Below are 12,554 nucleotides of genomic sequence, written 5' to 3' on the forward strand. Positions count from 1 at the left end.
GCCGCGGGCCACGCTAACAGCAGGCGACCTTAAGACAAGAGGCTTTCATGTCGTCCCCCCTTCGCCCCGATCCCTTGAGACTTGGCATCGCCGGGCTTGGCACCGTCGGGATCGGTGTCGTCAAGATCGTCCAGAAACACGCCGATCTGCTGTCGCGCCGGACGGGCCGCCCGGTGGCGATCACCGCCATCAGCGCCCGCGACAGGCGCAAGAACCGCGATGCCGACCTGTCGGGCTATCGCTGGGAAGACGACCCGATGGCCGTGGCGACGGCCGGGGACGTGGACGTCTTCGTCGAACTGGTGGGCGGCGACGCGGGGGTCGCCAAGGACAGCATCGAGGCCGCCCTGCGGTCGGGCAAGGATGTGGTGACCGCGAACAAGGCGTTGCTGGCCGTCCACGGGCAGGCGCTTGCAGAATTGGCCGAGAGCCTGGGCCGCACCCTGCGCTTCGAGGCCGCGGTGGCGGGCGGCATCCCCGTCATCAAGGCGATGACGGAGTCGCTGGCCGGAAACGAGATCCGCCGGGTCATGGGGGTGATGAACGGCACCTGCAACTATATCCTGACGCGAATGGCCAGCGCCGGACTACCCTACGAGGCCGTGTTCGAGGAAGCCCGCCAGCTAGGCTATCTGGAGGCCGATCCGACGCTGGACGTGGGCGGCATCGACGCGGGACACAAGCTGGCGATCCTGTCGGCCATCGCCTTCGGCACGCAGGTCAACTTCGACGCGGTGGAAATCGAGGGGATCGAGCGCGTCAGCATCGACGACATCCGCCGCGCCGCCGACATGGGCTATCGCATCAAGCTGCTGGGGGTGGCGCAGATGACGCCGCGCGGGCTGGAACAGCGCATGTCGCCCTGCCTGGTGCCCGCAGACAGCCCTCTGGGGCAGCTGATGGGCGGCACGAACATGGTCGTGGTCGAAGGCGACAGCGTGGGCCAGATCGTGCTGCGGGGGGCGGGCGCGGGCGAAGGCCCGACCGCCAGCGCGGTGCTGTCCGACATCGTGGAGATCGCGCGCGGCGTGCGGCTGCCGGTCTTCGGCCAGCCTGCGGCCGGCCTGAAGGCGGCGCAGCCCGCCCGGACGGCGGTTCCGGCCGCCTATTACATCCGGCTGGAGTTGCAGGACAAGCCCGGCGCGCTGGCCAAGGTGGCGACGGTGCTGGGCGATGCGGGGATTTCCATCGACAGGATGCGCCAATACGGCCAGCACAGCCCGGACAGCGTTCCGGTCCTGGTGGTGACCCACAAGACCACGCCCGAGGCCATCGACTTCGCCATCGAGGCCCTGCCCCGCACCGGCGTCCTGGCGGGCGATCCGGTGGAACTGCGGATCGAGGAAGTCTGACGAAGAAAGGGGGCGCTCGCGCCCCCTCTTGGCCTGCGGCCAATTCACCCCCGAGGGTATTTGGACAAAGAAGAAGCTTTTCAGCCCCCGGCGATGATCCGCACATAGTTGCGGGTTTCACGGTAGGGCGGGATGCCGCCGTATTTCTGGACCGCGCCAGGCCCGGCATTGTAGGCGGCCAGCGCCAGGTTCCAGTTGCCGAACTGGTTGTACATCATCCGCAGATAGCGCGCCCCGCCCTGAAGGTTCTGCACCGGATCATGCGGGTTCACGCCCAGCTTGGCCGCCGTTCCCGGCATCAGTTGCGCCAGGCCCGTTGCGCCCTTGTGCGACCGGGCGCGCGGATTCCAGCCCGATTCCTGCTGGACAAGGCGCAGGAACAGATCCTCGGGGATGCCGTAGCGGCGCGCGGCTGCCCGGGCATGAGGGATGAAGTCGCTGCGCTTGCCGCGATAGGCGGGGATGTTCGCCGACAGCTGGATGTCGACCGAACCGGAGCTTCGGCCCCGGGGTTGCAGGCGGGCCGATTGCTGGTATTGCCCCGCCAGCCGCGAATCCATCAGCCGGGTCTGGCGGGCGAATTGCTCGGCCCTCGATTTCGATGAACTGCCCGACAGGCGCAATCCCTCGGCCCCGGCAGGCAGCGCAAGGCCTGCGATCAGCATCGCGCACAGACCCGCCTTGATGGTTGGGAAAAACATCATCCCCGTCCCTCGTTGTTGTGGGTTTTGGAGGGACTATACAGAAATCCATCCGCATCGCCAGCATGGCTTTTGGGCCAGTCCACCGGCTTTCGGCGGTTAAGCGCGCATTTGCATCGGGCATGGCGCTGCGCTAGACCGTCATCAAGAACACATATCCAAGGAGCCCGCTCATGGCAGGCAGCGTCAACAAGGTCATCCTGATCGGCAATCTGGGCCGCGATCCCGAAATCCGCACCTTCCAGAACGGTGGCAAGGTCGCCAACCTGCGCATCGCCACGTCCGAACAGTGGAAGGACCGCAACACGGGGGAACGCAAGGAACGGACCGAATGGCACAGCGTCGCCATCATGTCCGAAGGCTTGGTCAACGTCGTTGAGCGGTTTCTGAAAAAGGGCAGCAAGGTCTATGTCGAGGGCCAGCTGGAAACCCGCAAATGGCAGGACCAGTCCGGCCAGGACCGCTACACGACCGAGGTGGTGCTGCGCGGCTTCGGCGGCACCTTGCAGATGCTGGACGGCCGCGACGGCGGCGGTGCGGGCGGCGGCGGCCGCGACGGCGGCGGCTTTGGCGGCGGCTACGAGGATTACGACCGCGGCGGCTCGCCCTCGGGCGGGGGCGGCCAGGGGGGCGGCGGCCGCAGCGACTACGACGACGAGATCCCGTTCTGACGGGTTAGGTCATGTTGACAAATGGCGGATCCATAGTCGGGTCGGCGTGATGTCGATGAAGCCGAGAAAGCTTTCGGCGGTCTTGTTATAGCGCGTTGCGACCCGCCGGGCGTTCTTAAGCTTGTTGAAGCAGCGCTCGACCAGATTGCGGAGGCGATAAAGCGAGCGATCCACGCCGATGCGCCTCTTGCGCATCGGCATCACGGGCAGAACGTTTCGTGGCTTCATGCCCTCCCTGATCTTGTCTGCATCGTTGCCGCGATCTGCGAGCAGCACGCTCGGGCGAGGCGGATTGTCCGCCATCACCAGGTCGAAACCGAGATAGTCCGACGTCTGGCCCGGCGTGATCTCTGTCCTCATGGGAAGCCCGTGTGCGTTGACGAGGAGGTGAATCTTGGTCGTGAAACCACCTCGAGAACGCCCGAAACCCTGGCGCAGAGTCCCCCTTAGCACCCGCTGCCTGATGGTGCGCGCGGATGACGGTGCTGTCGATCATTTGCAGGGCATTTGGCACTGCCCCGCTTTGGTTCAGGGCCTCCAGGATGTCCTCGCAGAGGCCCGCGAGTGTCCAGCGCCGGAATTGTCGGTAGACGCTCGACCATTTGCCGAACTCGGTCGGCAGGTCTCGCCATGGTCCGCCGGTGCGGGCGATCCAGAAAATGCCATCAAGGACGAGGCGATGGTTGGTAGGCCTGCGCCCGTTCGCGTCACGGACAGCACGAATGAAATGTTCAAAGAACACCCATTTCTCGTCCGACATGAGGTCTCGTGCCAAGCAGGTCTCCTTCGCAGATACCAGCATGAATCATGACCAGATCCGGACGCAGGAGGACGGCGCCCTTGCGGATCTAGAGGCGTTGTCGCGCTTGGCGGTTTGTCTCCGGTCCCGAAGCCCCATGAAGATGATCTCGATGCGGCTGCACAATTTGTCGCACAGGCAGGCCCCGGGTGACGACTATCTCCCCAGACGGTCCTGCAATCGTGACCACGCCACAGTAGCGATCACGGCCGGCTTTCGGAGAAAGTGGAACGGAATGGGGCGCGGCGGAGTCACGGGATAGTCCAGTTCGCCCTCCGGCGTGCCAGTTGCCCAGTCTGCAAGAACCTTGCCCATAGAGGATGCGACCGCGACACCGCGCCCGTTGTAGCCCATCGCCGCCATGACGCCCGGCGCGACAAGGTTCAGGTGAGGATAGTGATCCGCGGTCATGGCGACGTAACCGCCCCATGCAAAGCGCCAGAGAACTTCACGCAGCTGGGGATAGAGCTTGATTGAGGCGTCGCGCAGGACCTGCATCTGCCGATTCGTCGCCGCGGCCGAATAGTTGCCGCGCCCGCCCATGATGAAGCGCCCTGCCGCATCCTTACGAAAATAGACGAGGAGCCGGCGGCTGTCCGAGGCTGAGTGGCCTTGAGGCAAAATTCGACTGCCTATCTCAGGGGGCAGGATGTCGGTCGCAACCTGGATCGAGCGGATCGGGACGACCGTGCGGTCCATCGGAGGGACAACGGACGATGTATAGCCGTTCGTGCATACCAGCACCTTGCGGGCCAGAACCTGACCGCCTTCGGTGCGGAGCAGGTGATCAGATCCGCGCACTTCATGTGCAATGACGCGGCTGCCCCCATGGATATCCGCTCCGGCCCGAATTGCGGCATCGGCCAAACCCAGCGCATAGTTCAGCGGATGCAGGTTACCCCCGCGCTCATCGATCATTGCTCCGCGATAGAGTTCGGTGCCCAAAAGAGCCACTGTCATATCTCGGTCCAGCATTCGCAGCGGAGCCCCTCGCCGAGACCATTGCTCAACACGGCGACGGACTACCGCATCTGCGGTCTCATTGTGGACCGGCTGGATCCAGCCCGTTTGTTTGGCATCGCATTCAATGTTCAGGCGGGCGATGAGATCGAAGACGAACTGCCCTGCCCCGCCTGACATCGCCACCATGCGGCCGCCCACTTTCGGCCCGAACTGCGCCTCGATCGTATCGGGATCCTCCTTCAGCCCCGGATTGACCTGACCGCCGTTGCGCCCGGACGCCCCCCAACCAGGAGTGTGTGTATCCAGAACAACGACCCGTTTTCCTCGTTCGGCCAGATGGACAGCTGCGGACAGTCCCGTAAAGCCTGCCCCGATCACTGCCACGTCGCACTCAACCTTCCCTCGCAGGGGCGGGCAATCCGGCGCGGGATTGGCAGTCGCCGTCCAAAGCGAGTTGGCGATGACGGCTTCTTCGTTCTGGATCATCCTGAGGGTTCCTTTCAGTAGACGGCCGGTGTGACAACCCACAAGACCTCGGCGGCCTCGCTGTCTTCGCACCAGAAGCGGATCATGCACGTAGCTTCAAAGGCAAAACTGTCTCCAGCGGTCAGACGGCGGGTATCGCCATCAACCTCGAGCATCAGATGGCCCGACAGAACGGTGCCGCATTTTGCACCACTGGGATGATTGTAGGGCGTGTCGCCGGTTGAGCCACCCGGCCGGATCACCAGCCGCATCATCTGGATGCCGGTGCAGCTGTCGGGCGTCATCAGTTCCTTGATCATTCCCTTCGCGCCAAGATCCAGCACCCGCCGCTGATGACGCCGCACGACCAGATCGTCGACCTCGTCTGTATCGGCGGTATCGAATAGCCAGCCGACCGGCATCTCCAATGCGCTGCAGATCGCCCCAAGCGATCGCACGGAAGGCATGGTCAGCCCGCGCTCTACCTGGCTGATCAACCCGATCGAGACCTCGGCACGCCGTGCGACCTCTTTCAAGGAGAGACCACGAACCTTGCGCCGCCGCCGCAGCCTGGTGCCGAGATCGACCCGGCCCGTTTCATCTGCCGCATCCGCGGGCGCCTCGTCGGTAGGGATATTGGCCGGCAGGGACATGCGTTGACAACCCGATGTTTGTTCGACCACAGTGAAACAACCTGCACGAATTTTCAATCCAGATAAACTTGTATGGGCCGGGGAGGCTGACCAATGAACAAAGTGACTCAGATGATGCGCGGTGCCGTGCTGGCGCTGACCGCCAGTGTTGCCTTCACGGGGCAAGCCTTGGCGCAGGAAACCTTCAAGGTCGGCTCGACGCCGTCAGGCGTGCCGTTCACCTTCCTTGATGTCAAAACGAACGAGATCGACGGCGTGATGGTCGATATCATCAATGCAGTCGGTGCAGAGGAAGGCTTCTCGACTGACATCGAAGCCACCCAGTGGAGCGCGCTGATCCCGTCGCTGACCTCGGGCAAGATCGATATCATTGCGGCCGCCATGTATGCGACCGAAGAGCGGGCCAAAGTGGTCGCTTTCACGGATCCGGTTTATTCCTATGGCGAGGGGCTGTTCGTCCCCAAGGACGACACAACAGCCTATGCCACACTGGACGATCTTGAGGGCAAGGTCGTCGGGGCGCAGGTCGGCACCGCGTATGTCGCGCCGCTACAGGCCAATGACAAGCTGAAAGAGGTCAAGGTCTACGACACCATCGCTGACATCATGCGCGATGTTTCGCTGGGCCGAATCGACGCGGGCTTCGGCGACCGCCCGATCGTCGCCTATCAGCTGTCGCAGGGGGCATCCGACGTGCGCCTGGTGCCTGAATATGAAAGCACCATCGTCGGCAATGTCGCCATCGCGGTGCGTCAGAACGAACCCGAACTGCTTGCGCGCCTGAACTCCGGCATCGCCAAGATCAAGGAAGCCGGCAAGCTTGACGAGATCATCGCCGAGTGGGGCATCGAGTAACACCTGCCGGGGCGGCGATGATGACCGCCGTCCTACTCTGCTGCCACTGAACAGGACATTCGCCGATGGGATTTTGGGAACGGACTGCCGATTATCTGCCGCTGTTGATGGAAGGCGTATGGCTGACACTGGTCGTCACGTTCTTTTCCGTCTTGCTCAGCACGCTGCTGGGATTTGTCTGGGCGGTGATGACCTGGACCCGCATCCCGATCCTTGTGGGGATCAGCCGCGGGTTCGTGACGATCATCCGCGGCATCCCGATCATCGTGCAACTGTTCTACATCTATTTCGTCATGCCCGAGATCGGGATCAATCTTTCCGCCATGCAGGCCGGCATCATCGGGTTGGGCATCGCCTATTCGGCTTATCAGGCCGAGAATTTCCGCGCCGGGATCGAGGCGATCGACAAGGGCCAGATCGAGGCGGCACATTCCATCGGCATGACTGATCAACTCGTCATGCGGCGCGTGATCATTCCTCAGGCCATTCGCATCGTCCTGCCGCCCTACGGCAACACGATCATCATGGTCCTCAAGGACTCATCGCTGGTCTCCACCATCACGGTGGCCGAGCTGACCCGGCAAGGACAACTGATTGCAGCCTCGACCTTTGACAACATGACAGTCTTCACGCTCGTGGCGCTGATCTACCTGGCGCTCAGCCTGCCGCTGACCTTCCTCACCCGGCATTTGGAGAAAAGGTATTCGCAGGCATGATCCAGGTTCAGGATATACACAAATCCTTCGGCAAGCTGGAGGTCATCAAGGGCGTATCGTTCGACGTCAACAAGGGCGAGGTGGTCTGCATCATCGGCCCCTCCGGCTCTGGCAAATCGACGATCCTGCGCTGCATCAACGGACTGGAAACCTATCAGCGTGGAGCGATCCTGATCGAGGGTGTCAAAGTCGATCCCGCCGACCGCTCGATCACAAGCATTCGCACCCAGGTGTCGATGGTGTTTCAGCGCTTCAACCTGTTTCCACACCGGACCGCGTTGGAAAACGTCATGGAGGGGCCGGTCTTCGTCAAGAAGGTCAGCCGGGCAGAAGCGCGTGACGAGGCGGCAGAGCTTCTGGACAAGGTTGGATTGGGGGACAAGCTGGGGGCCTATCCAGGCAAGCTGTCGGGCGGGCAGCAACAGCGCGTGGCCATTGCACGCGCTCTGGCGATGAAACCAAAGGCGATCCTGTTCGACGAGCCTACATCGGCCCTTGATCCCGAACTGGTGGGCGAGGTGCTGGCCGTCATGCGGGACGTTGCGGCCGAGGGAATGACCATGGTCGTCGTCACTCACGAGATGGAGTTTGCACGTGCTGTTGCCGACCGCGTTCTCTTTCTCGAGGGCGGGGCGATCGTGGAGCAAGGCTCGCCGCAAGAGGTGCTGCGTAACCCGCAGCATCCTCGCACCCAGGACTTCCTGCACCGCGTCATTCATCCGATGGAATGATCATGGGCAAGCTGGTCTATGTGGATGCGACTCCGCACAGCGTGCGGCTGCTTCACGATCTGGATTGCCCTGATGACATGGTCATCCATGAAGGCGATCCCGAGCCGGAAAAGCTGCGCGGCCTGATCGCGGAGGCGGAGACCGTTTGGAATGGGCATACCTATATGGCTGCGGCCGATCTGGACGCAGCACCATTGCTGCGGCGGATCATCTTCCTGGGCACGGGCGCATCCTCCTATATCGACATGGAGGCCGCTCAGGCTCGCGGCGTCTCGGTAGAGACGATCCGCGGCTATGGCGACCGGGCAGTGGGCCAGCATTCCATTGCGCTTGCGCTGGGCGCGCTCCGCCAGATCGCGACAATGGACCGCAGCATACGCGCCGGGCATTGGGAGCCGCTCGCTGGACGGGAGTTCCAGGATCTCACATTTGGCGTCGTCGGCATGGGCGGGATTGGCCGCGCGACAGCCAAGCTGGCTGCTGGCCTGGGGTTCAATGTGGTGGGATGGAACCGCTCCCCCGTTTCTGAGGCGCCCTGCCCCCCGGTGCCGCTCAATAACCTGCTGGAGACCGCAGATGTCATCAGCCTTCATCTGGCACTGACTGCGGAAACGTCGGGTATAATTGATGCAACCGCGCTGGGTCGGATGAAGCGCGATGCAGTGATCGTCAACACTGCGCGCGCGGGACTCATCGACACCCCAGCGCTCGTCGCGGCCTTGTCGGAAAGTCGATTGGGCCATGCGGCACTGGATGTCTTTGATGAAGAGCCACTGCCTGCTGATCATCCCCTGTTGCTTCTCCCGAACGTGACCGTAACAGCACATGCCGGCTTCAAAACCGACGCAGCTCTGCGTCGGTTGCTGGCAGAAGCCTTGGCGCGGGTTTGGTAAGAACGCAGCCGGTTTGGCTTCGAAGCCCAATGCGGCCCGAATGATTTTCTCCAGGTTTTGGAGGACCGCCTCCACGACCTCCGTGAAGAGCATGGCGAAGGATGCCGCCGCCTGCATGCAGATCAAGCGCTCCTCCTCATCAGACCAGCACGGCTTCTTCTGCTCCTTTGTGCAAGCCATCGAGTGCCTCAAGATGTCCATTATCGGCCAGGCACATTATCAACCACCGACTCTCGCGGTTCTTTTCCAGCCCGTGATCATGGTCGGGTGGGCGAGACCACTATGGCCAACTAGCTTCTTTACGCGAAGATCGACAAGCTGGAGCGGTTCCCGCCCGATAAGTAGATCGGCACCGTGACGTGGAACGACGCCTTTAACTCCGGCCGTATCACGAGGGGTTCTGGAGTGTGGCGTGACATCCCTCTTCATCAGAGTTTTTGCAGGAAGGCGGCTTTGAGTACGAGTACGCCTTCATATAAGCGGGCGAGATGAGCCGCACTTCATGACCTAACTTGCCCATCTTCCGGCCCAAAAATGCGCGCCGACACAGTCCCCCTTTTCCCACGACTCAAGAGGGCGGCTGGCCAAAAAAATCCACGACCTTCGTACGCAGAACTCCTCGGCAAAGAATATTTCGTTCTGCACCGTCAGCTGTATGCATTTGGAACACATTCTTTGCCCGATCGAGCCCGACCGTGATACTTTTTAACATGACGGCTCTCCCTGTGAGTCGTTGCAGACCCAACTCGGCACAAAGATACCGTCGGCGGCTGGTCAGATGGTCGACGCCACAGAGTGTCTGCTTTGGGCATACCTTATGATCTTGCCTGCCGCTTCAGGGACATCCTGTAATCGAAACGGTCACCTGGATGTTGGCTGACGCTGATGTAGATTATCCGGCCGGCCGACAGGTAACGTCTGATGATCTCCAGCGTAGGTTCGCCTGGTTGCGCGGCAATAGCTCGTGCAATGCCGGCATCGAGCAGTGCAGGTCGAATGATTTGTTGTACTTCGTCCACTTCGGTCCCGTAGCGCTGCGCAATAAGTTCTGCGATCAGACCAGGAAAGGTTCCGATCTCCGACGCGACAGCCCCAAACTCTGTGGCAATGTAGTTATCTGTCCAGCAGATTGGCGGGGCCACCGCTCCTGGTTCGGTCCTTATCACGGAGACGTCGATCCAACGGCTTCCCGGGCGGCAACCAAGTGATCGCGCCAGTTCCTCATCTGCAACTACTTCCTTGGTACCCTGCACCTCGCGATGCGTTGCGGCTCCGAAATGCGCAAGCTCCTCCATCGTGCTGGTCGAGGCTCCATAGGCGCCCGGCTTCGTCGCACTAACGCGCGTTCCGACTCCCTTCTGCCGCGTTACTAAGCCCAGGGAGACCAGCCGGTTCAAGGCTGCGCGAGCGGTCGAGCGGCTTATCTTTTGCTTGGCCGCTATTTCCAATTCAGTGGGCAGCAAAGCGCCGACGGGGTGAACCCCTTCATGGATCTCCCGAATGAGCGCATCGGCAAGCTCCGCATAGATCGGTTGTTTCTGCATTGGTCTCTCTCTTGCCATGCCGATTCTGTCACGACGGTTGACTCACGGCAATGTGCCTCTGTATGACCGAACATATAAGTTTGTACGGACATACTCCAGAAGGAGGAGATACGATGCCGACAACCGAAGCAGACACAGTGGTTGATGCTGCTGTCGAAGACGCCGAGAAGTTCGACTTCGGTTCAAAGGTCAGGTCTCTCTCTGGATGGCAAAAAGCGATGATTGGCACCCTTTGCGTGCTGTACGCGTCTTTCCACCTGCTGGTGCTAAATTTTGTGCAGCTGGATGCTTGGGTATTTCGCGCGCTCCACGTCAACATCGCCGCAGTGATTGCCTTTGCACTTTATGCCCCCTTTGGCAGGCCGGGCGGGCGCATTCCGCCGCTCGACATCCTGCTATCAGTCTTCGCTCTGGCTGCGGCAGGTTACATCTGGTGGAACCTGGAAGGCCTGATCCTGCGCACCGGCGTCTTGATGACCGCGACAGACGTCGTACTTGCAACAGCAGGTATCGTGGTGGTGATCGAGTTCGCTCGACGGACAGCCGGGCTGGCGCTGCCCATCTTGGCGGGCATCTTCATCCTTTACGGCTTTGTTGGTCCGTGGCTGCCTGGCGTCTTGTTCCACCGCGGCTACGGTTTCGGCGAGTTCACCACCTTCGTCTATTCGATGGAAGGCATTTTCGGGATCACAACCGCTGCTGCGGCCCTCTACATCGTCCTCTTCGTGCTTTTCGCCGCTTTTCTACAGGTGTCGAAGGTCGGCGACTTCTTCATGAATTTGGCTTTCGGTGCCTTTGGCCAACTCCGGGGCGGCCCAGCCAAGGTGTCGCTCTTCGGATCCATCCTGTTCGGAATGATCTCCGGCTCGGGCGTGGCGAACGTGGTGGCCTCCGGCACCTTCACGATCCCGGTAATGAAGCGGGTGGGGTACCGGCCGGCAAGCGCAGGCGCCATTGAGGCGGCAGCATCGACGGGAGGGCAGCTTACGCCGCCCATCATGGGCGCGGGCGCGTTCATCATGGCAGAGGTCACGGGAATTCCCTACACTTCGATCATCACTGCTGCGCTGATCCCCTGCATTCTTTACTACTTCGCGGTCTATGTTCACATCGACCTCGAGGCACGCAAAGAGGGGATTGAGGGACTTCCCCGCTCGGAGCTTCCTGCTCTGCGACCGATGGCACGCGATGCCTTCATTCTCGCGCCCCTGGCCCTGCTTATCGTGTTCCTCTTTGCCGGGTTCTCCATTATCTCTGCTGGCTCCTGGGGCATTGCCATCGCTGTACTGGTCATGCTTCAGCAGCGGCTCGGCCTCGACACTCGCATTCACGCGGTGCCGGTCATTGCTGTGATTGCGACGGTGCTCTTAGCTCCAAACACGGCCGCAAACACTCACGGGCTGATCGCCACCGGTGCAGGTCTCGTAACCATTGTCGCGACAGCTATGATAAGGCGGAGGACGGCTGTTACTCCTGCGCTTCACGGCACCTTTGCCGATGTCCTGGAGGCGCTCTCGATTGGCACGCGGCAATCCTTGCAGCTGGCAGCGGTGTGCGCCTGTGCGGGAATTGTCGTTGGCGTCATTGGTCTGACCGGACTTGGCGGACGGTTCTCGTCACTGCTCCTGGGGGTGGCGGGCCAGAGTGAGTTTTTGGCCCTCGTTTTCGCCATGTTGATCGCGCTGATCCTCGGAATGGGTATGCCCACCACGGCCGCCTATGCCATCGCGGCATCGGTCGTGGCGCCCGCACTGACCCGAATGGGGCTCGACGTTCTGCCCGTGCACCTCTTTATTTTCTACTTCGCGGTGATCTCCACGATCACGCCACCTATTGCCTTGTCGGCGTTTGCCGGGGCAGCGCTTGCGGGTGCGGATCCTTGGAAGACTTCTTTCAAGGCTGTCCGCTACGGTTTGGCTGCGTTCATTGTGCCATTCCTGTTCATTCACAATCAGGGCGTGCTGCTTGAAGGCAGTATCTTCGAAATCATCCGTACCACCATCACTGCGCTTCTCGGCGTCTGGGCGCTTGCCACCGCCAGTGAAGGGTGGCTGGGCGGACGGCTTCCGGCGGTTATGAGGCTTGGCCTTGTCGCGGCAGCGCTCTTGCTGATCGCAGGCGACATCTACACCGACTTTGCCGGCCTGCTCCTCGGCGCCGTTATCGTTGCTGTGCGTCGGTTCGGCCGTCGGGCGGCCGGCGCGGCCTGAC

General features: G+C 61.7%; 11 protein-coding genes and 1 pseudogene. 7 read left to right on the forward strand and 5 right to left on the reverse strand.

All coding sequences use genetic code 11. The annotated features are described in order from the left end of the window. Window positions 1-47: 47 nt before the first annotated feature. Window positions 48-1,352 carry a homoserine dehydrogenase gene (locus tag ACFOM8_RS02550; RefSeq protein ID WP_377759008.1) on the forward strand — a complete coding sequence of 435 codons (1,305 nt, stop codon included), beginning with the start codon at window positions 48-50 and terminating at the stop codon, window positions 1,350-1,352. Window positions 1,353-1,432: 80 nt separating this feature from the next. Here the strand turns inward: ACFOM8_RS02550 and ACFOM8_RS02555 are convergent, their stop codons facing one another. Next, window positions 1,433-2,056, reverse strand: a complete 624-nt coding sequence (locus ACFOM8_RS02555; protein WP_377759010.1) for a lytic transglycosylase domain-containing protein — start codon at window positions 2,054-2,056, stop codon at window positions 1,433-1,435. Window positions 2,057-2,226: 170 nt separating this feature from the next. Between ACFOM8_RS02555 and ssb the strand changes: the two genes are divergently transcribed. Beyond that, a complete protein-coding gene (ssb, locus tag ACFOM8_RS02560) occupies window positions 2,227-2,724 on the forward strand; it encodes a single-stranded DNA-binding protein (RefSeq protein WP_377759012.1) in 498 nt (165 codons plus the stop codon). Window positions 2,725-2,733: 9 nt separating this feature from the next. On the opposite strand, the pseudogene ACFOM8_RS02565 reads toward ssb, so the two are convergent. The 3 genes and pseudogenes from ACFOM8_RS02565 to ACFOM8_RS02575 all read right to left on the reverse strand — a co-directional run bounded on the left by ACFOM8_RS02565 (window position 2,734) and on the right by ACFOM8_RS02575 (window position 5,604). Then, window positions 2,734-3,526: pseudogene (locus ACFOM8_RS02565) on the reverse strand (IS5 family transposase). Between the two features lie 153 nt (window positions 3,527-3,679). Then, window positions 3,680-4,972, reverse strand: a complete 1,293-nt coding sequence (locus tag ACFOM8_RS02570) for an NAD(P)/FAD-dependent oxidoreductase (RefSeq protein ID WP_377759014.1) — start codon at window positions 4,970-4,972, stop codon at window positions 3,680-3,682. A gap of 14 nt (window positions 4,973-4,986) precedes the next feature. After that, window positions 4,987-5,604 (reverse strand): helix-turn-helix domain-containing protein, encoded by a 618-nt coding sequence (locus ACFOM8_RS02575; RefSeq protein ID WP_377759016.1) that lies wholly within the window; start codon window positions 5,602-5,604, stop codon window positions 4,987-4,989. 93 nt (window positions 5,605-5,697) lie between these two features. Between ACFOM8_RS02575 and ACFOM8_RS02580 the strand changes: the two genes are divergently transcribed. From ACFOM8_RS02580 to ACFOM8_RS02595, 4 genes are all read left to right on the forward strand, one after another. Next, entirely contained in the window at window positions 5,698-6,459 is a 762-nt protein-coding gene (locus ACFOM8_RS02580) for an ABC transporter substrate-binding protein (RefSeq protein WP_377759018.1), read from the forward strand. A gap of 107 nt (window positions 6,460-6,566) precedes the next feature. Next, window positions 6,567-7,175: an amino acid ABC transporter permease gene (locus ACFOM8_RS02585; protein ID WP_377759177.1), complete on the forward strand. Its 609-nt coding sequence runs from the start codon at window positions 6,567-6,569 to the stop codon at window positions 7,173-7,175. After that, window positions 7,172-7,906, forward strand: coding sequence for an amino acid ABC transporter ATP-binding protein (locus ACFOM8_RS02590; RefSeq protein WP_377759020.1), 735 nt, complete (start codon window positions 7,172-7,174; stop codon window positions 7,904-7,906). The genes ACFOM8_RS02585 and ACFOM8_RS02590 overlap by 4 nt, the downstream gene beginning before the upstream one ends. 2 nt (window positions 7,907-7,908) lie before the next feature. Next, window positions 7,909-8,799, forward strand: coding sequence for a 2-hydroxyacid dehydrogenase (locus ACFOM8_RS02595; RefSeq protein WP_377759021.1), 891 nt, complete (start codon window positions 7,909-7,911; stop codon window positions 8,797-8,799). 815 nt (window positions 8,800-9,614) lie between these two features. Here the strand turns inward: ACFOM8_RS02595 and ACFOM8_RS02600 are convergent. Beyond that, window positions 9,615-10,343: a GntR family transcriptional regulator gene (locus ACFOM8_RS02600; protein ID WP_377759023.1), complete on the reverse strand. Its 729-nt coding sequence runs from the start codon at window positions 10,341-10,343 to the stop codon at window positions 9,615-9,617. A gap of 113 nt (window positions 10,344-10,456) precedes the next feature. On the opposite strand from ACFOM8_RS02600, the gene ACFOM8_RS02605 reads away from it, so the two are divergent. After that, window positions 10,457-12,553, forward strand: coding sequence for a TRAP transporter permease (locus ACFOM8_RS02605; RefSeq protein ID WP_377759025.1), 2,097 nt, complete (start codon window positions 10,457-10,459; stop codon window positions 12,551-12,553). Window position 12,554 lies beyond the last annotated feature (1 nt).

Source organism: Paracoccus angustae, assembly GCF_042648745.1.
In the GTDB taxonomy this organism is placed as follows: domain Bacteria; phylum Pseudomonadota; class Alphaproteobacteria; order Rhodobacterales; family Rhodobacteraceae; genus Paracoccus; species Paracoccus angustae.

What these genes read in the sequence shown, in the direction of transcription:
- ACFOM8_RS02585 (WP_377759177.1), top strand. Translation starts at nt 6,567, where the DNA reads ATGGAAGGCGTATGGCTGACACTGGTCGTCACGTTCTTTTCCGTCTTG.
- ACFOM8_RS02570 (WP_377759014.1), bottom strand. Translation starts at nt 4,972, where the DNA reads ATGATCCAGAACGAAGAAGCCGTCATCGCCAACTCGCTTTGGACGGCG.
- ACFOM8_RS02590 (WP_377759020.1), top strand. Translation starts at nt 7,172, where the DNA reads ATGATCCAGGTTCAGGATATACACAAATCCTTCGGCAAGCTGGAGGTC.
- ACFOM8_RS02605 (WP_377759025.1), top strand. Translation starts at nt 10,457, where the DNA reads ATGCCGACAACCGAAGCAGACACAGTGGTTGATGCTGCTGTCGAAGAC.
- ACFOM8_RS02555 (WP_377759010.1), bottom strand. Translation starts at nt 2,056, where the DNA reads ATGATGTTTTTCCCAACCATCAAGGCGGGTCTGTGCGCGATGCTGATC.
- ssb (WP_377759012.1), top strand. Translation starts at nt 2,227, where the DNA reads ATGGCAGGCAGCGTCAACAAGGTCATCCTGATCGGCAATCTGGGCCGC.
- ACFOM8_RS02600 (WP_377759023.1), bottom strand. Translation starts at nt 10,343, where the DNA reads ATGCAGAAACAACCGATCTATGCGGAGCTTGCCGATGCGCTCATTCGG.
- ACFOM8_RS02550 (WP_377759008.1), top strand. Translation starts at nt 48, where the DNA reads ATGTCGTCCCCCCTTCGCCCCGATCCCTTGAGACTTGGCATCGCCGGG.
- ACFOM8_RS02595 (WP_377759021.1), top strand. Translation starts at nt 7,909, where the DNA reads ATGGGCAAGCTGGTCTATGTGGATGCGACTCCGCACAGCGTGCGGCTG.
- ACFOM8_RS02580 (WP_377759018.1), top strand. Translation starts at nt 5,698, where the DNA reads ATGAACAAAGTGACTCAGATGATGCGCGGTGCCGTGCTGGCGCTGACC.
- ACFOM8_RS02575 (WP_377759016.1), bottom strand. Translation starts at nt 5,604, where the DNA reads ATGTCCCTGCCGGCCAATATCCCTACCGACGAGGCGCCCGCGGATGCG.